Below are 22,567 nucleotides of genomic sequence, written 5' to 3' on the forward strand. Positions count from 1 at the left end.
AATTAACAGGTTAAACAGTACCAGAACTGGGTGGTGTTGAAAAGATATAGCTATTAACGACCGTTAAATGATTATCACTTTGTCTAAGCAATATAGCCTATAGGGGGTCTACGCCGGACCCCCAGATTTTTCCGTTACCCGAATGGTTAGAAGCTAACAGGCGAAAATACTGTTCGCCTGTTAGTGGAGCAAGTTATTTTATATGAGGTCTTTTGCTGCTAATTGCCTGTAATGCTCACCAAGAGCTGTAAGACTAACAGATTTACTTTCAATGGCTGCATGCCACATATGTGGGGCTCCTTCAGGCCTGGTAAGCCCTACACTGGTGTATTTCTGTAGGATTTTGAAAATTGCAGTGTGCTCAGGATCTGGTGCCGGGACACCTTGCGGGTCTGTAGCCTAGGATTCGTGTCTCTCAGGGGTCTGAAGAGATAAACCCAATAAAGCCTTCGCTTACAAGCCATGAATGGCTGTCGCTCAGATAATGGGGTTCTACGCCGGAAACCTAGTTTTTTCCGAAGTCAGTAATCACGGGCACCGTCACGTAAACGACCGGTTGAGTGACGATCACTAAAACGACTAATCTGACACCAAATCACGTCACATAACCCGTGATTTATTCAAAGTCATGCAAATCAGTAGGTCTTTAGCTTTAGTGACGGAATTTTCTGGGATTCCGGCGTAGAACCCCATCATTGTAGCAATCCAGCTTAACGCTGGCTCAAATAATCACTATATCAAATTGAAATAAAAGGATTTATTTCTTTCCATGTCCACATATCGACCACACTTAACAAAGCCCCTTCTTTTTAGGGGCTTTCGTTAATTTAACTTATGTTGGTTTTCATGTATGATGCCACCCGAAATTTACTTAAGATTAATTTAATAAAATATATAAGGTGTCTGGATGTCATACTCAAATAAGGCTGTCCCTCAAGAAATCAAGCGCTGGAATTGGGGTGCTTTTGTTTTTAATATTATCTGGGGATTTGGTAATAAATCCTATCTTCCTTTGCTTGCTTTAATTCCGGTGTTTAATTTTGTTTGGATTTTTGTATGTGGTTTTAAAGGTAATGAATGGGCTTGGAAAAACGGAGACTATGAATCCGTTGATACCTTCATGAAAGTGCAAGAAACATGGAATCGAGCTGGGCTAATTTATTTTGTTGTATCCATCATTTTTATGGCTATCTTTTTCCTATTCTTTTTCTCTACTATGATGGCTGTAATTGCAGGTGCAGCCTCACAAAGCCACTACTAATCCGGCAACGTAAATTGATAATCATAGCCCCTCAAACTGAGGGGCTTATTTTTTATAATGACAAAGAGGCTTGCTGATATTTGTTGGCTCTGTTGCAAATAGAATCGTGAAGCTGAGCTTTTCCGCTCAAAGTGGATTAAAGTCCGAATACTCTATTCACGAGGCGCACTTCTCCTAACGGTTGGCCATAGTAAAAATGTTCTGCTTGACCTTTGCGAAGCGCACGCATCACCTCAATTCCTTTAATGGTCGCATGTGCTGTTTTAATTGATTTAAACCCTAAGGTGGGATTTATCACGCGCTTCAATTTTCCATGATCACATTCAATGACATTATTGTGAAATTTGATTTGTCGATGTTCTACATGTGTAGGGCATTTTCCTTCTTCTTTGAGAAGGTTAAGCGCTCGGCCATAAGATGCGGCTTTATCTGTATTGATAACCCTGGGGATTTGCCATTTTTTAACGCGATTGAATATTTTTCTTAAAAATCGATAAGCTGCCTTGGTATTACGACGAGGCGAGAGATAAAATTCAATGGTGTACCCTCGGCTATCGACAGCTCGGTAAAGGTACGTCCATTTCCCATTCACTTTGATATAAGTTTCGTCTAAATGCCAATTGTTGAGGTCGGAGGGATTACACCAATACCAACGTAACCGCTTTTCTATTTCTGGTGCATAACGTTGAACCCAGCGATAGATTGTCGTGTGATCTACATTTACACCGCGCTCAGCCAACATTTCCTGAAGTTCTCGGTAACTGATACCGTATTTGCAGTACCAACGTACAGCCCAAAGAATGATAATACCAGTGAAATGACGACCTTTAAATGCATTCACCAAACGGACCTCATTAATGAAATAGTTAATTTAGCATACCGGCTACTTAAACTTTGCAACAGTGCCAAAAAACACTTAATTTGAGTTCTATTGAGGTTTTTGTTGCAGATTATTACTTTAGTGACATTATTTGTGTGACTTTTGTAAAAAAGTGGTTTTTTATTTCAAATTTAAATATAAAGGCAAATTAAAACACCAAGAAATCTTATCAAAATCAGATATCCATAAAGAATAATTCAACAAGAAATTTTATCTCATTGATTTATTAATCGTTTTATTTATTACTAATTGTAACCACCTAATCACATTTACGCCTTTCGTTTTTATCATATTTGCAAAATCAATTCATTTAAAATTACAATACATCAACACCAAGGAGAGTCAGGCTGCATAATTAAATAACGGCTAAAGTAAAAAAGAATAAACCTTCATTTTTCTTTGTTTTATTTCAAGGATGAGACATATGTTTATTTTTGTAAAATAAACACCCCATTTGAATTTAAATAAAATCGATATCCTTTATGAATAATACGCTTCTTATTCAGGCGGGTTTATATATTGTCGATATTACCTTAGGAATTAATCATGTTTAAAAAATCATTACTGGCATTATCATTAATCACCTTATCCAGCGCAGCATTCTCTGCGCCAGTTGCTAACTTAAAAGTGACAGGCTCCATTGCGCCGCCTACTTGTACCGTTAATGGGGAAGAAGAAGCCGATGTATTGTATCAATTTGATATTACACCAGGCATTTTCCCGACATCAGGCAATTTAGTGTTAGAGCCAAAAACCCAACCAATTGAAGTGATTTGTGATGCCACAACATACCTGACATTTGATGCATCTGATAGCCGTGAAGGAACTGCGTTAACCGCGGGTAACACTAATTTTGGTTTAGGGGTATATGGTACCGAAGAGCAAAAAGTCGGTTTTTTCACCATCACAATGCAAAATGCCACCGTGAAAGCTGATACAGAATCAGCTGCAAAAAGCGTGGGTGTTTTGAATGGTACTGCATATGCAGCAACGGGGGTTGTCGATAAAACGAAAAAAATGGGTTGGGGCACTGCCGCTAATACACCTGCGGCTGGACAAATCTTTGCTGCTGACTTCGCTGTTAAACCAACCATTAACAGCGAAATGAAAAACACGGACGGTGATGCCACACTGAATGGTCACGCGGTACTCGCCTTTACTTTTGGCTTGTAATTCTCCATTAAGCATAAATTAAGAGGGGAAAGCCCCTTTTTTATGGAGCGATTGAAAGGAAAAAAACGTTATGGTCAAAACACTTTCTATCCTGACTGCGATGAGCGCTGCATTCTTATGCAACACGGCGTTTACAGCACCCGTAGGAAACCTAAAGGTCGCCGGGGAAATTAAGCCACCGACGTGTACGGTTAATGGCGCCACACAATCCGATATCATTTTTGATTATGGGCGCATCAGCCCTTCGTTAATCCCCACATCCTCGGTCTATCGGTATCCGGCAAGCCTGGCAACCAATACGGTCGTCATCGAGTGTGACGCTAACACCTATTTAACCTTTGTGGCCACAGACACGTACCAAAATACGGAGTTGAATGTCAGCGAAAACACAGGTAACACTTGGTTTCATTTAGTGGATAAACTCAATGCTGATAAGGCGCTGGGCGCCACTTTTTTTGTTTGGGATAATGTCTCCGTTGATGGAAGTACCGCCTATATATCCCGCGCTAATGATGCAGCCATCATAGGAGCTACTAATTATCGTAACGCCCTTTATTCAGGCACAACGAATGGTTGGACTTCTGAGCAACAAACTGGGGTAAACAAAGCGGAGCTCAAATTAGTCGCGGGCAAGGTTTTTGAAACAAGCTTCAGGCAAGGTCAAGACACAACCACGAATCAAACCTTTATTTTGTCAAAAAACCAATTGACTCAGCGGGGTATTGATATCGCGAACGGCGTGGATTTTATCGGTGAAGCGGTTCTGACGTTTAACTTCGGCGTTTAATACCACCTATGATTTAAATTCCAATATCGGCACTCTACCTAGTCTGTTTTTAAGGTCGCGTGCTGATATAGAATTATAGTTTAATGCTTATTTACTGATGATGAATAATAGAACAGAATGACAAGTCGCAGCCAAAAACTCCGAAATAAAACAACATTGTCCGTCGCGATTATTTGGATTGGAAGCCTCTGGCTATCAATATCTGCCAATACGCAACCCTTGCTTCAAGGCCTTGTCGCACAGGAGTTGTTCGTTGAACCGCACTCGACTGACTCATGTTCTCTATCCATAACCGAAGTGAGTTATCCTTATACTCAATTATCGGCGGCACTGTTTCATCCGACACAAAAAAAGACATTACCTCCGATGACCCAAACCCTTCAAATTATTTGCTCAGTGCCGGTCAGTCAGATGACGATGGAGGTCGTTAGTGATACGCAAGCGTCAAGTGTAACCGATGCTGACCCCACCCATTTTGGGTTAGGTCACGTCAATGGTCAGGGCTCGTTAGGGTATTACCAAGTCAAGCTGGACGAGGCTAAAATTGGGAGTGATGCAGTTCAGCTCTATCACACTGCGGATGAAAATGCAGTCGGAACACTACAGTCATCACTTTTTTTGCAATCTAGCGGCTACCAAGGTTGGGCTAAAGAGGGGGGCTCACCCGCAAGCGGACAACAGTTTTCGGTAAACATGACGGTATTACCCACGCTGAGCAGCTTAAAAGAAACTCATGGCCCGTTAGTCGATGGCGCAAACTTGAATGGCGAGTTAGTGCTACGTTTCCCGTTTAGCATCTAAACATTCATAAAATAAACAAGAAAGAGATAATACTCTGGGTGAATCTCAGCGCACACTGGAAAGCAGGTTACCTATTTCCAGTGGTGTCATTATTAGTCCGTCACGCACATAAACGTGACTTTTTTCGGTATCCAGCACGATGTTATTACTGCATTTTTTTTCTCGTTATTTTACGCCCTTTCGTCATGGGATGACATTTTGTTTGGTTACGACTTTATCGCATCACGCCATGTCTGCCACACATACCGAGACAACGTCACCATCAACACCACCTCTTTCTGCTCAACATGATACGGTTGAGTTTGATGTGGGAGCCTTAAAAGCGCTCGGGTATGGAGCTGAAGTTGCTGACTTTTTTAAACAAGGTAGTCAGTTTTTACCAGGAAGTCATGATGTTACCGTGATTGTCAATGGCAGTGCTCGCTACCCCGCAACCGTCATTTTTGGAGACCAAGGGCAACTATGTGTGACCCCGACGCTGCAGCGAACATTAAAATTAAAAACCGTTGAAATTACATCAGGGTGTCAGGATATCATCACGCTTTATCCGACGGCGAAAGTCACCCCTCACCCGAATGCGTTTACCGTGGATGTCTTGGTATCAGAATCGGATTTTGACCCTGCATTACGAGGCGATGAACTCACTTATGGGGGTTTTGCCTTATTAAGCAACTATCGCCTGTATGGAATGGAAATTAAAGGCTGGGATACCCAACGGTTTTACCAAGGGCAATTTGAAACCGGTGCCAACTGGCAAAATTGGGTGTTACGCAATAACAGCAGTTTCTCGTCTGGACAAAATAAAACCGAATACCAATTTAATGAAACCACGTTAACGCGTAGTATCGCACCTTGGCAGGCTCAGTTGCAGTTGGGACAAATTAACACTCAAGGTAATTTGTTTGGCGGAACCCCACTGAACGGGGTTCAATTATTCTCCGATACCGCTTACCAGAATACTAATAAACTGGTCGTCCCTGTTGTGGGGGTGGCACAAACGCCGGCCACCGTTGAAGTAATACAAAATAACCGCTTATTATACCGGACATTAGTGCCAGCAGGTCCGTTTGAGCTTGACCGGATTAATGGTGTGGTCAATGGACAACCGCTTCAGGTTTCGGTGATACAAGACGATGGTGAACGACAGCAATTTACGGTGGTGACTTCGCGAGAGGTACTCGACACCGTCATGAGTGAGCCCGTTTATCAAATCGGTATCGGACAATATCGCCAGCGAGGTCAAGATGACGATGTTTACACGCCGTTAATTGCCAATATGGAAGCCACCGTTTCTTACCAAAAAACCGACTATGCCGCAGGATTACAGTGGTCTGACCGCTATCAATCCGTGGGCATGCGTCTTGCTCGCCCGTGGGGTGAACAAGCTTCCCTCAGTAGCAGTTTGGGCGCACAGTATGCTCACAGCCAAGATATGCAAGGACAGCAATGGGATGCGAGTCTCAGCGCCTCGCTAGGTGCGGTTTCTCTCGGCATATCTAGCCTTTATCGCACAAAGGAGTTCCCAAACTTAGACGAAGCGTTACAAAAAAATCAGGAAGCGTCTCCTCGCGAAGAGAGCGAGCCCTTTTTTGATTGGCAAAATAATGAGACTCACATGTCCAATTCAGTCTCACTCTCTTGGGGTACCCCTGACTGGGGGCGAGTGGGGTATTCTGCGAGTGTAACACGCTATTATGGTGACCGGTCAGATTCGATTTTGCATACCCTCAGTTATGCACGAAAAATCGGACTGGCCTCTCTCAATGTAAGTTATCAAAATGGTAATGACCGTGATAACCGTTTATTTTTGAATGTGTCTGTTCCGTTAGGTCAGCGCGCCAGTTTAAATACCCAGTGGCAACGTTATCAGCAAGAAGATGTATTAACCAGTACGTTTAATCATCGGCCTAACTCGTTGATGGGTTACTCCGTGGGCGTCGCACACAGCCAAGATAATAATCGAATCAACGGAAGTGTTAATACGACTACGCCTTACAGCCAGTTAACGGCCAGTGGGTCTTGGCGTAATGAAAATGGACATTCCGTCATGGCGTCTGCCTCTGGGGCGTTGGCATACTCAAATGGGCTGATTGCCACCTCGCCGGTTGCTTTAGGGGATACCTTCGGTATCTTATCTGTACCTGGCCAAGCTGGCGTTCAAGTCAATACCTTAGGGGGCGGAAAGACGATCACCAACCATTTTGGTACAGCCGCTATTCCGACACTGCCCGTGAATCGGAAATCCACTGTACAATTAGATACCAAGGAATTACCGTTAAATGTTCGCTTAGACACCACCTCATTTGATGTCGCGGTGGCGCGAGGTACCGTGATATCTCGCACCGTGACGGCGACTGTCATGAAACAGTTACTGCTGGGCATCACCCTTGCTGATGGCTCTCCAGCACCGTCAGGCAGCAGTGTATTAGATGAACACGACGGTTTGATTGGCGTGGTGATGGGCGAAGGAAATGTGATGTTAAACAATGAGCAAATTGGTCGCCCAGTGAAACTACGCATTGCCAACCAGGGGGACTGCCTTGTCGACTATCCGGTCCCGAGTGAGTTTAACCCCAACATGTTATATGAAGAAGCCGACGCAATTTGTCGTTAAAACCGCTATAATAAAGAGACACGTAATGTTAAAAGCACATTCCGTTATGAGTAAACTCGAGGTAATAAAATGAAACAAACTTTACTGAAAACACTGGCAGTGGTATCCCTATTAACCAGTGCTGCCGCCCACGCCAATTTTCAATTGGAAACCATGACGGTAATTGTGGATGAATCTGAGCCCCGCAAGGTGTTTAATGTTAAAAACACTTCCAAGGAGCCAATTTTACTGTCCACTAAAGTTGCTAACCTTGAAGGGGGCGAAGAGCTCGCCAGTGACGTGATGGTCTCCCCACCGATTATCCGTATTGAACCTGAACAGAGTCAGCAAATCAACTTTGTGTTAAAGAAAGGCTTAACACTACCCCATGAAGCCATCTTAAAAGTGTCGTTCCAAGGGGTAGGGGCAACCAAAGTCAACACTACCAAAATGCCCATTCGCCAAGATGTGGCGATGCTCATCACCCCGGCGGGTATGACCGTGAGCCAAACCCCGTGGGAGGCATTGCAAGTGAGTCAACAAGGTGAGACTTTAACCCTCACGAACACAGGAAAGCAAGTTATTCGCCTTGCGCCTAATTTTACTGCACAACCAGGTAATGAAGACTACAGTGTTGGACAATTTTATCTGCGCCCCAATGAATCAAAAGTGGTAAATGTAAAAGGGAAAGTGAATACTATTACAATTTCGCCCTTAAGTCGTTACGGATTTAAAACGCAGCAAGAAGCCACGCTCAGTGTCAAACATTAAATTAAGCAAAGACGAAACGATTTTTGCAACAAGCCCATATCTCTGACCAGCAGTTCTTAGTGGTGCTATTTTGGTTTATTCTATAACAAATCATATGTATACACATTTTTGTTGTTTTTGTATGATTTTTACGGTTGAATTATTACAGAATATTTCTATTTATGAGTTTGTATTTATTATTGAGTAAAAAAGCATTTTTTTTATTAAAAATAGTATTTATAATTTTTTTTATTATCAAAATAAGATTTATTTCATAGGTTTAATTATTTATTTTCTTAACCTGTTGTTATTATTTTTGGGGCTGTCCTAGATAACTAAGATCATCTAGGATAGTTCTATGAGAAAAAGTAGACTCAGTCAGTATAAACAAGCACGGTTACTTGAGCTGTTTATTGCTGGGTCCACAGCCCGTATTGCCGCAGAGTTAGTTGGTGCCCACAGAAATACAGCCGCTTACTATTTTCATCGCCTCAGAGTGCTGATAGCTGAGCACGTTGATAAGCACACTTGGTTTGATGGCGAGATTGAATTGGACGAAAGTTATTTGGGGGGCGTCGTAAAGGTCAGCGCGGTAGAGGGGCAGCTGGGAAAGTGCCTGTTTTCGGGCTTCTCAAGCGTGGTGGCAAGGTTTATACCAAGGTCATACCCGATGCTAAATCGAGGACATTACTGCCAATAATTGAGTCAAAAATTTACCCTGACAGCATCGTCTACACAGATAATTTTGCCAGTTATGACGTACTGGATGTGAGCGATTTTAAGCATTACAGGATCAATCACAGCACCCAGTTTGTCGACAAAAAAGGCCGGCAAAATCACATCAATGACATAGAGAATTTTTGGAACCAAGCGAAGCGTCACATGCGTAAATTTAACGGTATTCCGAAGGCTCATTTTGAGCTGTATTTAAAAGAGTGTGAATGGCGATTTAACACACCTAGTGCAAAACAACAATTAACTATGCTAAAACAGATAGTTAAAGGTAAAATTTAAACCTTATATAGGACAGCCCCAATTAATATACTGTAACTACGACACCTCATTTTGGGTAAAAAAACAAGTTTTGCAACAGTGCCGTTTTTCGCGTACGTTAGGGGGTAACCGACAGAGCCAAGGACTTTTTTGAGATACATTTGCCGGAGCACATCAAAGCGTTGTGTGATTTCAGCACCTTGTCGCTGACCAATTCTTCGTTTATTGATAAGCAATTACGCTCCCGTTTGTCGGATGTGCTTTACTCGGTACAAACCACCGAGGGCGAAGGGTATATCTACCTTCTTGTAGAGCATCAATCGACGCCGGATAAGCTGATGGCCTGGCGATTGATGCATTATGCTTTCTTAGCCATGAACCAACACCTTCAGTAAGGGCATAAAACGTTGCCCTTGGTGGTGCCGGTGTTGTTTTATCATGGTGGCCGATCACCCTATCCGTATTCCCAGTTGTGGACCGATTGTTTTCCGTTACCCGATATCGCCAATGCGTTGTATACCCAACCGTATTCCATTCACCAAATTGACGAGGTAAATCGCGCCATGGAATGCCTGTTCTTATTCGGAATAAAATACCTTCAAGGGTCATTCTATGTTCTGGTTTGTTATAAATACGTCCGGTTAGGTGCATGATCTTTGATAGTAACTTCCAGCTATCATCTGTTAACATAAGTCTCGGCATTTGGGGGTGTTTTTTTTGATTTTTGGCGAAACCATTATAACAGCCCCATTTGCTGTCTGCTTTTTATACCGAAAAGATCAACACGCTCTAGATTTAATGAGCAAAAAGTCTGTGTGCGAGGAAAAATCACGGAATACAAAAATAGCTTGCAGATGCAGGTTTCTAATCCTCAATTTCTTCGTTTAATGAAGTAACATGTAAAAATACACACTCCAGTCAGAATGCCGTTTCAAACTGGCAGCGAATGTTGCCAGTCTCTTTCTACTTGTCGACTAAGTGGATCACAATTCGAGTTTAAAACTAAGGCGCTTTTATCCCAAGAATAGTCGGCGCTCCTTGTTATATTACTCAAGGTGCATTAACTCAGCAACGGTCTTTATCAGTAACAAGTAGTGTTACCATAATCGTCCGTATATGACGAGATACCATCACTGTAAGTAGTGTTTCCATAATCGTCGTTATATGCTGACAATCCATTTGAGCATGATGTATTACCGTAATCATCACTGTAACAGGAAGTCGCATTGACCTGCATAGACGCTGCTAGAAATGAGAGTACAATTATTTTCTTCATTGTTGATGCCTTTCTGACTGATTAGTTAATGTACTTATACTAAGAACCTATCTCAATAGGAATTTATTCCAGACAATGGTACCAATATTGCAACGCCCAGGAAAAACTAATTGGTATTGGCCTATAAATACAACAATCTTAAAATGATAATTGTAATTAACTTGTAGATGTGAACTGTATTTCATCTAAAATATTCTACAGTTAGGGCTTAAAGCCATAACTAAGTGAGTTATAAGCAATTAAACTGTATTCGTGTGAATAATCATAAAAAGGGTGAAGCATTGTGGGCATATTTAAATCGATTTGGGATTTTTTTGGTCTTTATCAGACTAAAAGAATAAGAATTTTACATATGTTAATTCTACTCTTAGTGATATCGCAAATCATTGTTAGTAATTGGATGACGGGTACTAAGTCAGCAGTTATTCCATTTTTTGAAGAGACTTATTTATTTACTTGGATTCATATCGTTTCAGGCTTTGTGCTTTTTTTCTTAACGTTATTTTTAGTCGTGTTATGTTTTCACCAGAGAGGGTTTAGATATTTTTATCCCTATCTCTGGGGGGATTTTAAGCAAATCAAAGAAGATATAAACTCTCTTTTAGCTAAAAAGCTACCAGACAGCTCACCTAAAGGGCTTGCCGCGACAGTTCAAGGGCTAGGGTTAGGTGCTTTATCAATTGTTATTTTGTCTGGTATTGCATGGTTTTTTCTATGGTTACAGCAGTCTCCATTTGCTTTAGAGGCTAGAAGTATTCATAAATCACTCACAATTTTAATTGAGATTTATATTTATGGTCACGGTGGTTTAGGGATTATTCATTTTATAATTTGGAAAAAAAGTAAAAATAAATAGGTTTGCTTGATACCTCATTGGCAATATGGGTGATTAGAACCTATCCCAAAAGGAATTGTCAGATAATACATAATGATAATTTATGAGGGCAAAGCATGGTGGGGAACAAGTGGCAAATCAGTGATGAACTCTGGGAGAAAATGGCTCCACTGATTCCGGAGCATAAAACTCAACACCCGCTGGGTACGCACCGCAAGCGGGTTGATAATCGCGCTGCAATGAACGCCATTTTCTTCGTACTCAGGACGGGTTGCCAGTGGAATGCGCTAAATGCCACCGGTATATGCTCGTCAAGCTCTGCTCATCGCCGATTTCAGGAGTGGCGGGATGCTGGCGTATTTGAACGCTTCTGGCAAAACGGGTTGCTTACTTGCGATAGATAATTTCGGCAACTACATTTGCTTTAACAAGGAAAATGATACGGTCGTCTTTCTGGATTTTGAGACAGGAGAAACAGAGCTGATCGACAATACGTTTTCTGATTTCTTACTCAAAATCAATAGGTAATATAAAAGAAACTTAAAGCGAGAATATTAGTAGAAATAAAGGGCCAAACTGGTCACTTAATTGGCTTATTAAAGCGACCAGTTTGCAATATTTTTCTACTTCTTATAGGAGCAATCAGTTATTCCCCGAAATTTCTTCCGTCGCCTCCTGACGCAGTTTCTGGGCATCCATTCCGTTTAGCCGTTCAATGGCTCTGTCTGCGGCACTTTGACGGTTTCCATCCACGTTTAGCGTACTTCCTGAGCCAGTGACGGTACTTCGGGTAGGTTGCCCGTGATCGACAAAATAGGTATCCATTCATCCAGATTGACTTGGCTCCAATCTACCTGATTTAACTGACTCGCGGTCAAACCTTCACAGTTTGGTGACTTCACACTGCCCCAACCAAGACCCAATTGCGGACGCACTTGAATGATCCGTGAAAGTGGCGAAGTAAAGCAGCAATATGACTGCCGTTTTTCAACACAGGCACCTAAGAACTTAGACTTGCGGTTAGAGCCTACATAATGGCAACTCTTCAATACCCGCTTAGCGTTCATTTCAAACTCACTCAGCTCACATTTCCAGATAAGTTGAATGAGGATCATGGTGACTGAATAAATCATGTAGGCCGTCAGATAAGTATCCATTTAATAGTTTGAATTAAATAAAAAAAGAATACCACAATAGCCATCTTCACGGATATCCGTAAAGATGGCTTAAAATAGAGTTTAGTTTGATTAACGTTCTAGCTTATGGATATCATTGGGGTACCACGACATTCTTTATTTCCCGCTTTAAGGGATGAAAGCGGTTTGACTCCCATTCTGTTGTCCTATCTACCCACCCGTATGATAAACATATCCTCCACTGTGAAAAATTCCGCCTTGTTCAAGACAAACATCACGTCCATAGCGTTCATAGTCAAAGTAATGGGATAAATGACCCAGTTGTGCTAAATCATAACAACCACTTTCTTCTATCCAGTAATAACCTAAATCATATTCATTATTGACCCCCGCTAATTGCTGGAAAGAATCTAAATTATCCGCTAAATGAATTAAATCATGGATTGAACTCGTTGAAGAACCGATTTCAATTGCCGCCTGATAAAGGTCAATTTCATCAGGCGATAACATGGCTAATCGCGAGGCTAACTCGTTCAACTCATCTAAAAGGCTATATTCTGAAATGTAAGAAGAAAGGCCATCAATGGAGGATTCATAGTCCGTCAAGAAATACTCTTCATAGTGAATACCATCAATGCCAATCCGCACTAAACATTGTTCTATTTCTTTTGAGGTTGCCGGAAGCTCAAGCCACTCACCAACCAGCTCTCCTTCGTTATATTTACCTAAATTCGTAATAAAAACAGAAATCATCCCCGATTTTAGGCATGGGGAAGCCGTCGCAGTTATATGCATATTCGTGTCCTATTATTGATGTATTGTGATTTAATTAATGGCGATATTTTGATAAAGGGAGCTATTTCCCTTTAGAAGCTGATGTTGATATAAAATCCCCATCAGCTGAAAAACAGGCAACTCGCTTTAAAAATGATTAATGACGGTTTAGAGCAGGATAATGAGTTGCCTTACAATCCCGATAACATGTTATGTTTTTTACCATGATTTATTTTTGTGTGGGTTAAAACGAAAAAAAGCCCCTGTCCAATAAACTAGGGGCAGTTCAGACTCACAGACTCCTAAGAGATGAAACCCCATCAGGGGTTTCCGTTAACTTATGGCTATCAATCAAACGTGTATTCACACTCGATACATTCATAACGATCAAATACCACGCCATCTAAAGCTGAACCACTCACAGCCCCAGCAGTAGCTCCAGCGACTAAACGTCCAAATAGAGCGCCTACCGCAGCACCAGCAATCGTCCCTACAACAGGAATAGCAGAGCCGATAGACGCTCCAGCTAGTGCGCCTGATACGCCACCAGCAACAGCTCCTGTCTTTTTCCCGATATGACGTTCACGAATGCGAGTTGAATCGCAGGCCGGGCAACGAATGTAATTTTCCATGATAATTTCCTTTTAGGTTGATTTAAAAGCAAAAAAGCCCCTGTCCGTGAGGACAGAGGCTTTCAGTGATAAAGCTTTTTTATTGAATGAGATGTATTACGATAAATCGTGGTTAGTTATCATGCGTTTTGACGATGAAAATTCCCATGAAGAATATTTCCACCATTTCGCAATGAATCGATGTAGTCGGCATACCACTGCATCATTTCTCGTCTACCTTCTAAATATTGCGCATGGTTATAGGTTCCTCGAATAGAGTTTTTATCCTTATGTGCTAGCTGCATTTCAATCCACGCTGAATTAAATCCTTGTTCATGCAGGATTGTACTCATCGTGTGACGAAAGCCATGCCCTGTCGCCTTACCGTCATACCCAATTCGTTTTAATACCATGTTGATACTGGCTTCACTCATGGGTTGATTGATATTGCAACGTCCCGGAAAAACCAGTTGATATTGGCCCGTAAAGGCATGTAGCTCTTTTAAGATCTCAAGCACTTGTTTGGAAAGCGGAACAGAGTGTGGTCTACGCATCTTCATTCTTTCTTCGGGAATTAACCAGAGTGCAGTATCAAAATCAAACTCACTCCAGTGAGCAGCCCTTAGCTCAATCGTTCTCACTCCTGTTAGTAACAGCAGTTTAGTGGCTAAACGGGTAATAGGACTGCCTGTATATTCCGAAAGCTTCTGCAAGAACTCAGGAAGCTCTTGAGCGGTAAGGTGAGGGAAGTGTTTTGTTTTTGGTGCCTTTAGTGTTCCAGTGAGCTCAGCAGCTGGATTTACGGTTGCTCGTCCTGTTGCAATGGCATAACGAAAAATTTGATTACAGAACTGTCTAACCTTACGCATTTTTTCTAAAGCGCCACGCTTTTCAATCATCCGTAAGATCTCCAACATTTCTAAAGGTAGGATCTCAGCGATAGGACGTTTAGCTAAATAAGGAAAGATATCTTTATCTAAAGCATCAAGAACACTTTCCGCATAGCTTTCGGACCATTCGGATGATTTATGAGTGTGCCATTCAATGGCAATCGCTTTAAACGTATTTTCTACGGTGATCTTCTTCGCGAGCTTTTCTAACTTCTTTTGTTCAGCCGGATCGTTACCTTCAGCTAATAGTTTTCTAGCTTCATCGCGTTTAACTCGCGCATCAGCAAGAGAAACATCAGGGTATACACCAATCGATAATTTTTTCTCTTTACCAGCGAAGCGATATTTCATTCGCCAGTAACGAGCACCATTGGGTTTAACGAGAAGGTAAAGTCCACGCTCATCAGAGAGCTTATATTCTTTGTCTTTAGGTTTGGCAGTCTGTATCTGCCGAGCGCTGAGTGCCATAATGGGGGCCCCTAAATTACATTGAACACGATGAGCCCCCAAAAAAGCCCCCAACAGACACTTGATTTAGGTTGAGTCGTGTTGAGTTCGGTGGAGCTCGATGAGTGATAATACAAGGTAAATCAATGAATATAAAGGAGTTTACTTGACTTGAGGAGACCACTGTAGAAGTGAAAGTGGTGCCGGACTCGGAATCGATTTTTCATTATAACTGATTGTATTTAAATCCATTAATTGAATTTGATTTTATTTATACCCTCTTTTGTACCCTCGGTCCGTTTGGTGGATTTTGTTGAGCACGGTTGGGGCGATAGAGCGCAGCAAATAGATTGTTTTTTTGCACAGATGACAGGTGTAATTATAACGTATTCGAATCCTTTTTAAGTATACATTTAATGGGGATCATGTTCATGTTAATTGTTTCTAGTATGAATCATGGTATTGCCAATTTGACATGTTTAATGATGTCTTATTGTGTCATTTTTGTTTAATTCCTCAATGTCTAATTCAGTTAAGATCCAACGGTTTGATATGTGCCATTGAATACTAATCAAAGTGGAAGTAGGCTTAATTTATCCATCCAATATAGGATAAACTCAAAGTGATCAGTACTTATTCAATTCAATGTTACACACATGACACACGCATAAGGGCCATCTCTGTCTTGGCGACGTTCAACATAAACAGCTAACACGCCACGACAATCTGGCACCTCCTTACCAATATAATGCTCGCTATTACCAACCCATTTATACTTTCCCCCACAATAACTCGCAAGGCGAGAGCCTAAATGTTGCTGATGGATCTTCATTGCTGCGGATTTACGGATGATATTCATGGTTCACCTCATACTAAGCCATGCTCAGCGAAAGAGAAGATTTGCTGACCACCGATGATCAGATGGTCAAGTACTCGAACTTCAATTAGCTGCAATGCTTTTATTAATTGTTGCGTGATAGATTTATCCGCTTGGCTTGGCGTGATATCGCCTGACGGATGGTTGTGTGCAAAGATAACGGCAGCAGCATTAAAATGAAGTGCTCGTTTGACGACTTCACGAGGATAAACCTGTGTGCTGCTAATCGAGCCAGCAAACAGGGTTTCACTGCTTATCAACTGATTTTGTTGATTCAAGTAGAGCACAATAAACGCTTCACGCTCTAATGCTGACATTTTTAGCCGTAACCAATCCCTCACATTTTGCGTTGATGTAAAAGCAATACCCGGTTCACGCAGATACTTATCCAGTATGCTCAACGCACGTTTGATAGTACGTTGTTCATTAGGAAGCAGTGTTAAGGTATTCGTATAAGTATTGATACTCTCCATCGTTAATATCTCCATCATTACGAGGCTAGTTGAAGCATATTTTCAGCCATCACCCACAAGGCTCGGTTAAGCTTCACATCACCATCAATCCCATTCACTGAACGCGTGCGAGCGCGTTTACCTTTCGCATTTCTGCCTGATAATCCCCCTTTAATTAAATTTTCTTGCAAACGTTGGTACACCGTCCAAAGATCGTCCTTCTTATCTTCTACACGGCGTGGCTGTAATACTTGCGCTTCGGTCACAGGTTGATGCGCTTCACCATAACGATATGTGAGAGCAGATTGAGCAAAGATGTGTTGGGCTGGTGGCGGTAATAATAGGGACTGCATGGCATCACGTTGCTCATCCATGCGTTCAAATAGCCCTAACACTTCATAAGCCCCTTCAATCACTTTTTCCACCACATCGCCCTTGTGCGGTACACGCACCTCACCAAAGGTTTGTCCGCAAATTAAGCCATTCTGACAAACGAATCGGAACATCCCCGGTAACATCTGATAACTCGATGAGCCATCATGACTATTGAGCAAGATAATCTCAGGCACTTGCTGACTGGTGATTTGACCTTCACGACGTAGACGTAACATATGCTTGGTGTGCTCTCGGCGACTAGCATCACGTACACGGGTCTGGCAAGCAAAGAACGGATAGAAGCCTTCTTTTTGAAGGCTATCGAGTAACGTAATGGTAGGGATATAGCAGTATTTTTCACTGCGAGAGTTGTGTTTTTCTTCTGAAAACACACTGGGTACGGTGCGAAATAACTCTTCGGTAGTTAGCGGGCGGTCACGACGAATAGAGCAAGCATTGCCAAAACGGGAAGCTAAACGAGACATAGGGGTTCTCCTCAATAATTAAACTGATAAATCATTCGATAAATGGATTAAATGAAGATTGCTGGTGGGGGGAAAGATAAAACCGTGACTGATAAATCAGTCTATAAGGCGAAAGATTTGAGCTTGCTCCGGATGCTGTATAGCGTAATCACGCAACAGGTAAAAATATTCCACCAGCACAGGACTTTCGGTTTTAAAGGACCAGATACTGTAAGCCATCAAACAGACTGCAATACCAGCTGCCTCAGGGCTTAACTCAGCTTCATTTCCGTTATGTGGGTTAAACATTTGCAGGGAGGTTTCGAGCATATCAGGCCAGATAAATGCGCCGCCATTAGACAGCATACTGAACTCCCAGAAAGCACCTTGATAGCGATTACAAAGCTTCGCCATCATGTTAAAGATATCGCCTTCAATACGTTGCCAAAATGAGTTTGCCAGAAATCTGCGCGTTGGTGGTTGGGAACCGATGTCATTGCGATTGTGCCAGTATTCATAAAAATAACCTTGATATTAGTGATATTGAAGGGAATAAAAAACGGCAGACTCGCTCGTCTGCCGTATGTCGATTGGATAGAATGTAAATCGAAGGGGCTAGTGTGCTTTAAAGAAGGTATTCAGCAGTTTATCCAGTGCACCACCAAGTAAATCAGCACAGGCCAATATTGTGCCTAACCGTGCTGCCTGTATTTCTGCATCGGAATACTGCCCCGTTTGAGCCATTTTTTCGGCAATGGTTTGTTGTGCATATTTTGTCGCGTAGACTAGTGATACAACACTGGTGGTAGTTGCTATGAGTTTTAAAATTGACATGGTTTTCCTTAATGAAAAAAGCCAACCGTGAGGCTGGCTTTATGTGGATAAATGATTAACGACACGTTATTGTGGACCTGACCAACCGTCACTCTTTAAGCTCAAGAAGGAATCACATCGTGCTTCTCCCACTTTACAAATGCGGGTGGCAACAGACTTCGGGGGCCATTTTTGATTGCCTTCATACTCCAAACCGTTATTATCGACACAAGCAATTTTTAGCCAATTAGCCGCTGCACCTCGATTGTAATAAACGCTGCTGATGCAGGTCATGGCAGTGGGGGCGGGTTTGTCTTTGGTTTGTTGATAAGAGCCATAAGGGTAAAGTTCACCGTGTGGATAAATGGGGTAGTAAGGGCGATTGGATTTATCATTTAACGCCTTTAAGGTTTTGCCATAAGCTGGCGTGAGGTAGTAGGTATAACGGTCAGGTTGGATTTCTCCACGTAACGTGACGGCTTGTGCAGTTGCACTGACGGTGAGTGTCAGCAACAAGCTGGATAATAGAGGATATTTTAGTTTATTTATCACTGAAGTAACTCCTTTTAGAATATATTGGAATGAGATTGTTAATAAAGCAACGATTGACTCAGGAATGAAGCTTACATATGGTCAACACAGTCTTGATAATCGGTATCGGCGAGTGCCTCAGCGAGACCTTTTGCCGAAAAGGGCTGGGAATCAATTTGTAAAGACGTAAATTGTAAAGTGTCGGTGTCTTTCGTTTGCTTAAGGGCATGGAATAAGGCTTTATCCGGTCCAACGGTATCTTCAAATGCGCTAGGAAAAAAATCGTACGCGGTATCGTTGATACGCAGTTGCATGCCTTGAACGAAATAATCAGAGCCCACAGGCTCCGTGAAATCCGGCGCATTCAGTTGGACACGAAACGCTTTATTCGTGCAGGTTAACGTGAGGGTTTCACCTGCTTCATTTTGCGTGTTAAGCGCCCAAGCCATCGCGGTACTGCCATACCAATCCCCCCACTCTTCGTCTAAAATCAGACTGTGTGCGGCGGGTGATAAAAAGAGTAAGGCACTGGTGATAAAGGGCACTCCCCACTTAAGTGGGGAAAGGCGTGTTTTTAATGGCTGCGTCATCGTGTCTCCTTGATGGTTAAGTTTGATGGGGATGCAATATCCCCTTGATGTATTGAAAGTGGGGTAAGGCCTGTATAAAAGCTCGCTCAGTCATACGTTGTAACAAGGCAGTGTCGGGCTTAAAGTGCCGAGCACTGAGCCCCACATCACGCAGGTGTAACAACTCAACCGCATGAATAAGGCCATTCATTACGCCGCAGACATACCAATGCCCATTAAAATAGGTGAGCTTATACGGTGCGACCCAATGCGTGGTTTTTCCCCCAATCTCATAATGAATAAATCGGTTATCCAAAATGGCTTGCGTGATTAAAGCAAAACCGCCATACACGGACGGCAAGGCTTTGGGCGGTGCGTGATAGACCACATACGGGGAGCCTTGCGCGTGCCGACTCAATAATAACGACAGCAATTTGCGGTCAAGCACCGGAAAAAGCGGAGTAATATCGGTAATCTGGGCAAACTGCAAAATATCACTGTCAGTACGTAAGGCGGATTGTCCGCCCGCAAGACGATAGCCTTCCTCCTGTTGTTCAATGTCCAAATAGACCAAACGTTCATGAAAATCCCGTTGTATGGTACGCAGGGACACATTAAATTCAGCCGCTAAAACTCGGGGTGATAGGGTCTCTCCTTTAAATAAATGGGTCAGGATATACGCCAGCCGATGAACTAATCGGTCATGGCGAGGTGACGGTTGTGCCATATTCGGTTTCCTACCAGCGATAACACAAAAGGGCTTAAGCGTAGGCTTAGGCCGGTGAAAGGGACTTTTGGCGCAGATACGCAACTATGATGCAAGCGGGTATCGTGACGCGGTACGCGGGACCGGCAATGTCCGCAATGAGCCATGCGGAGGTGAGCGTTAATCCAATCGGACCCGCTAAAAAGGATAAGGCACGATTAGCGACAAATATCGTTCCCCATGTCGCCACGCCGCCGAGTAGCTCGATGATGCTCATGGCAGCGACCGTGGCAATTTCGAGTGCCGCAAATCCGGAAGTGCGAACGGCAGCTTGTAAGGCTATCATGACCAATTGCGGTGTGGGATTGGTGAGATTCAGTTGTAAATCGTGGGAAAGAGTACGGAGCTCTTCTTCACTGAGTTTATCTAAACTTTTCTCCATCACCGTCATTAACAGGTTCATTTCCAGCGTTTCAATGTCGCTTTTGGGATTAAAGTTAACTTTCAGCTTTTTACAAACATCTAGCAGGATTTCACGGTATAACACGCCTTTATTGCCACGTACGGCACTGACTAAACTGTTGGCCCCATAGGTTTGCAGCTCAGCACAAATGTCTGTCCAATAACGCTGATGGTTAGGGTAATAGAGTTGATATTCCGGCTTACGGGTTAAACGCTCACTCCAGCGTTTTTTGCCATCTTTATGGTCATGAGTCAGAACGGAAACTAAAAGGCTTAAGTCGTCATTAGTACAGTGAGCAATAAAAGCTAAATCAGGGTCAATACGGTATTTAGGCATGATGTTGATTCCAATAAATTAAGGAGCCAACAGCGTAACAAACCGACCGGACAGGGTATGTCGTGTAAAAAATTATTTTCAGCTAAAACGATAAATAGTCAGGTCAAAGTGTGTCTCATTCTTATTTTGATAATTAAATGTTGAGTGATGGGGTAAATATGAAGGTCATCAAACGATATGAGGTCCAATGACTTTCATATTGGTAATATAGATGTGAGATATCATGGAGTACACTTAAGGATGAATGCAGTTTTTTAAGCACAAGTTATACTTGATGTTGATATTTTCATCTTTTAGTAGCCAATTACGAATTGTTCTTTCCATATTGGATTCAGCAGGTTTCCTGCCATTTTTCGTATTGGCAAAGTATTTCATATCACTCACGAGCGAATCTATTAAATCTTTTGAGGTTTTATACGATCTTTGCTTTGAGGCTATTTCGAGTAATCTAATCAGTTCAAGTTTGGCTAGCTTATAGGGTTTTTGGGTTTCCAATGCTCCTGCGCTACGTTTGACTTGTTGCTCCTGAGAATTCACAAATGCGTTTAGTGCCATGATGTGTTTACTGGAATCATCAAGGTAGGTATTGGCTTTACCTTGTTTTTTTTGGGTATAGGCATATTTTGCCAGCATCAACCCTAATATCCCAACGTTGAGCGTGTTTAAAATGGATTGATGTTTCGCTAAATTAGTTGATAGTGTTCGGTACTGTTGACTTATGACTTTGTAACATGTTGCTTCATCAGTTGTTTTAACACTCCTAGAGAATTCAATAAAATTGATGTCATCAATACATTGAGCTGCTAAATAATAACGTTCAGCGATAAACTGTGACACATTGCCTTCGCTTTGCTCTATAACCGTTTTAAATTCTTCATAGTCAGGATAATGTTGAAAATAATGAAACGTGTCGTAGAGCTGGTCGTATTCATCGGCAGTCTCATTTAATTTTGTGGTAAAGGGCGAGTCAATGATTGAAAGACTCCACTCTTTCAGCGGCATGTGTTTTACAGCGTATTTCATTAGATCAAGAAAACCTTTCTTTGTCTTAAATTTGGATTCCAAATTATTTGTATGCGTTCCGAAATATTTGAGTTGTTTTGATATCGATAAAGGTTTTTTCTTTCCAATTATAATTTGAATTGTCTTTGTGGCTTTTAGCCGAAGTTGATACTTTTTTGACATATACTGACCTTTTGTTTTTGATTAGTGAGGTTTCATGCCGTAATTCTATCAAAGTGGGCATTATTTATGGCTATTTTATTGATGAGCAAGTGGATAGTAAATTATGAAATGACGCTGTGTTTAGTATCTCTGAAACGTTTTTCTAATAACCAATTGTTTTTCAATGCATATTTCACCTTAAAATTACATAAAGCAGAAGATGTATTTCTCTCGATAAAGATTGTATATGCTAATAAGGAAAGTTGAGATTGAAAATAAAGATGATATAAATCAAGAGGTAGCAATGAAGAAAGAAACAAATCTACTCGTTGATATGAAATATATTACCGAATGTACAAAAATGACAGATAAGTGGTTTTATGCCCTCATAAAAAAGGGGCAATTTCCTAAACCGATAAAACTGGGACGCAGCAGCCGTTGGTGGTTATCCGATATCCATGATTGGATTTCATCTCAACAGGAAGGAGCGCGGCATGACTAAGAAACCGATAAAAGCACATTGTAAGCGGAAAAATTGTCATGAACCCGTTTACGATAATGTGGATGCTCGACATCACTATTTATGTGAGCAACATTATGACACCAAAAT

At 41.9% G+C, this 22,567-nt stretch carries 23 protein-coding genes and 5 pseudogenes; 12 read left to right on the forward strand and 16 right to left on the reverse strand.

Going from position 1 to position 22,567, the window contains the following annotated elements:
* Positions 1-907 precede the first annotated feature (907 nt).
* Complete coding sequence (locus I3B46_RS18570) at positions 908-1,261, forward strand: ribonuclease G (RefSeq protein ID WP_163762178.1); 354 nt, start codon at positions 908-910, stop codon at positions 1,259-1,261.
* 136 nt (positions 1,262-1,397) lie between these two features.
* On the opposite strand, the gene I3B46_RS18575 is transcribed toward I3B46_RS18570, so the two are convergent.
* A complete protein-coding gene (locus tag I3B46_RS18575) occupies positions 1,398-2,102 on the reverse strand; it encodes an IS6 family transposase (RefSeq protein ID WP_121875320.1) in 705 nt (234 codons plus the stop codon).
* 585 nt (positions 2,103-2,687) lie between these two features.
* Between I3B46_RS18575 and I3B46_RS18580 the strand changes: the two genes are divergently transcribed.
* The 7 genes and pseudogenes from I3B46_RS18580 to I3B46_RS18610 form a co-directional block, all read left to right on the forward strand.
* Complete coding sequence (locus I3B46_RS18580; protein ID WP_163762179.1) at positions 2,688-3,314, forward strand: fimbrial protein; 627 nt, start codon at positions 2,688-2,690, stop codon at positions 3,312-3,314.
* A gap of 70 nt (positions 3,315-3,384) precedes the next feature.
* On the forward strand, positions 3,385-4,101 hold the full coding sequence (locus I3B46_RS18585) for a fimbrial protein (protein WP_163762180.1): 717 nt from the start codon (positions 3,385-3,387) through the stop codon (positions 4,099-4,101).
* A 117-nt stretch (positions 4,102-4,218) separates the two neighbouring features.
* Positions 4,219-4,902 (forward strand): hypothetical protein, encoded by a 684-nt coding sequence (locus I3B46_RS18590; protein ID WP_121875317.1) that lies wholly within the window; start codon positions 4,219-4,221, stop codon positions 4,900-4,902.
* Between the two features lie 139 nt (positions 4,903-5,041).
* Positions 5,042-7,516, forward strand: coding sequence for a fimbria/pilus outer membrane usher protein (locus I3B46_RS18595; protein WP_231405874.1), 2,475 nt, complete (start codon positions 5,042-5,044; stop codon positions 7,514-7,516).
* A gap of 69 nt (positions 7,517-7,585) precedes the next feature.
* The gene (locus I3B46_RS18600; RefSeq protein WP_121875316.1) at positions 7,586-8,266 is read left to right on the forward strand and encodes a fimbria/pilus chaperone family protein; all 681 of its coding nucleotides are present in this window, start codon (positions 7,586-7,588) and stop codon (positions 8,264-8,266) included.
* 337 nt (positions 8,267-8,603) lie between these two features.
* Positions 8,604-9,259, forward strand: a pseudogene (locus I3B46_RS18605) (IS1595 family transposase).
* Positions 9,260-9,369: 110 nt separating this feature from the next.
* A pseudogene (locus tag I3B46_RS18610) lies at positions 9,370-9,795 on the forward strand (Rpn family recombination-promoting nuclease/putative transposase); the annotation flags it as partial.
* Here the strand turns inward: I3B46_RS18610 and I3B46_RS18615 are convergent.
* Positions 9,761-9,940, reverse strand: a pseudogene (locus I3B46_RS18615) (transposase); the annotation flags it as partial. The pseudogenes I3B46_RS18610 and I3B46_RS18615 overlap by 35 nt on opposite strands.
* Before the next feature lie 857 nt (positions 9,941-10,797).
* Here I3B46_RS18615 and I3B46_RS18620 point away from each other — a divergent pair.
* From I3B46_RS18620 to I3B46_RS22555, 3 genes and pseudogenes are all read left to right on the forward strand, one after another.
* Positions 10,798-11,370: a cytochrome b/b6 domain-containing protein gene (locus I3B46_RS18620; protein ID WP_041705181.1), complete on the forward strand. Its 573-nt coding sequence runs from the start codon at positions 10,798-10,800 to the stop codon at positions 11,368-11,370.
* Between the two features lie 95 nt (positions 11,371-11,465).
* A pseudogene (locus I3B46_RS18625) lies at positions 11,466-11,750 on the forward strand (transposase); the annotation flags it as partial.
* Positions 11,698-11,877, forward strand: a complete 180-nt coding sequence (locus tag I3B46_RS22555; protein WP_163762181.1) for an SMI1/KNR4 family protein — start codon at positions 11,698-11,700, stop codon at positions 11,875-11,877. The pseudogene I3B46_RS18625 and the gene I3B46_RS22555, both read left to right, overlap by 53 nt.
* A 227-nt stretch (positions 11,878-12,104) precedes the next feature.
* On the opposite strand, the gene traN is transcribed toward I3B46_RS22555, so the two are convergent.
* The 14 genes and pseudogenes from traN to I3B46_RS18700 all read right to left on the reverse strand — a co-directional run bounded on the left by traN (position 12,105) and on the right by I3B46_RS18700 (position 21,978).
* Positions 12,105-12,482, reverse strand: a complete 378-nt coding sequence (traN, locus tag I3B46_RS18635; protein ID WP_041705183.1) for a conjugal transfer protein TraN — start codon at positions 12,480-12,482, stop codon at positions 12,105-12,107.
* 213 nt (positions 12,483-12,695) lie between these two features.
* Entirely contained in the window at positions 12,696-13,280 is a 585-nt protein-coding gene (locus I3B46_RS18640) for an antirestriction protein ArdA (RefSeq protein WP_196993113.1), read from the reverse strand.
* 326 nt (positions 13,281-13,606) lie between these two features.
* Positions 13,607-13,891: a membrane protein gene (locus I3B46_RS18645; RefSeq protein WP_004917096.1), complete on the reverse strand. Its 285-nt coding sequence runs from the start codon at positions 13,889-13,891 to the stop codon at positions 13,607-13,609.
* A gap of 119 nt (positions 13,892-14,010) precedes the next feature.
* Complete coding sequence (locus I3B46_RS18650) at positions 14,011-15,228, reverse strand: tyrosine-type recombinase/integrase (protein WP_104872931.1); 1,218 nt, start codon at positions 15,226-15,228, stop codon at positions 14,011-14,013.
* 616 nt (positions 15,229-15,844) lie between these two features.
* Entirely contained in the window at positions 15,845-16,066 is a 222-nt protein-coding gene (locus I3B46_RS18655; RefSeq protein WP_196993114.1) for a DUF987 family protein, read from the reverse strand.
* An 8-nt stretch (positions 16,067-16,074) separates the two neighbouring features.
* Entirely contained in the window at positions 16,075-16,557 is a 483-nt protein-coding gene (locus I3B46_RS18660; RefSeq protein ID WP_101495227.1) for a JAB domain-containing protein, read from the reverse strand.
* A 17-nt stretch (positions 16,558-16,574) separates the two neighbouring features.
* Positions 16,575-17,396 (reverse strand): DUF932 domain-containing protein, encoded by an 822-nt coding sequence (locus I3B46_RS18665; RefSeq protein ID WP_163762184.1) that lies wholly within the window; start codon positions 17,394-17,396, stop codon positions 16,575-16,577.
* A 96-nt stretch (positions 17,397-17,492) separates the two neighbouring features.
* Positions 17,493-17,893: pseudogene (locus I3B46_RS18670) on the reverse strand (antirestriction protein).
* A gap of 97 nt (positions 17,894-17,990) precedes the next feature.
* Positions 17,991-18,209: a hypothetical protein gene (locus I3B46_RS18675; RefSeq protein WP_154611486.1), complete on the reverse strand. Its 219-nt coding sequence runs from the start codon at positions 18,207-18,209 to the stop codon at positions 17,991-17,993.
* A 66-nt stretch (positions 18,210-18,275) separates the two neighbouring features.
* Complete coding sequence (locus tag I3B46_RS18680; RefSeq protein WP_004916954.1) at positions 18,276-18,740, reverse strand: hypothetical protein; 465 nt, start codon at positions 18,738-18,740, stop codon at positions 18,276-18,278.
* A gap of 71 nt (positions 18,741-18,811) precedes the next feature.
* Positions 18,812-19,309: a hypothetical protein gene (locus I3B46_RS18685; RefSeq protein ID WP_004916179.1), complete on the reverse strand. Its 498-nt coding sequence runs from the start codon at positions 19,307-19,309 to the stop codon at positions 18,812-18,814.
* 16 nt (positions 19,310-19,325) lie between these two features.
* A complete protein-coding gene (locus I3B46_RS18690; protein WP_068908291.1) occupies positions 19,326-20,015 on the reverse strand; it encodes a helix-turn-helix transcriptional regulator in 690 nt (229 codons plus the stop codon).
* 46 nt (positions 20,016-20,061) lie between these two features.
* Positions 20,062-20,793, reverse strand: a complete 732-nt coding sequence (locus I3B46_RS18695; RefSeq protein WP_163762186.1) for a DUF3944 domain-containing protein — start codon at positions 20,791-20,793, stop codon at positions 20,062-20,064.
* Positions 20,794-21,027: 234 nt separating this feature from the next.
* Positions 21,028-21,978 carry a hypothetical protein gene (locus tag I3B46_RS18700; RefSeq protein ID WP_004916159.1) on the reverse strand — a complete coding sequence of 317 codons (951 nt, stop codon included), beginning with the start codon at positions 21,976-21,978 and terminating at the stop codon, positions 21,028-21,030.
* Between the two features lie 283 nt (positions 21,979-22,261).
* Between I3B46_RS18700 and I3B46_RS18705 the strand changes: the two genes are divergently transcribed.
* On the forward strand, positions 22,262-22,459 hold the full coding sequence (locus tag I3B46_RS18705) for a helix-turn-helix transcriptional regulator (RefSeq protein ID WP_042116133.1): 198 nt from the start codon (positions 22,262-22,264) through the stop codon (positions 22,457-22,459).
* Positions 22,460-22,567: the final 108 nt, after the last annotated feature.

The organism is Providencia sp. 2.29 (assembly GCF_015832305.1).
Classification (GTDB): Bacteria; Pseudomonadota; Gammaproteobacteria; order Enterobacterales; family Enterobacteriaceae; genus Providencia; species Providencia stuartii.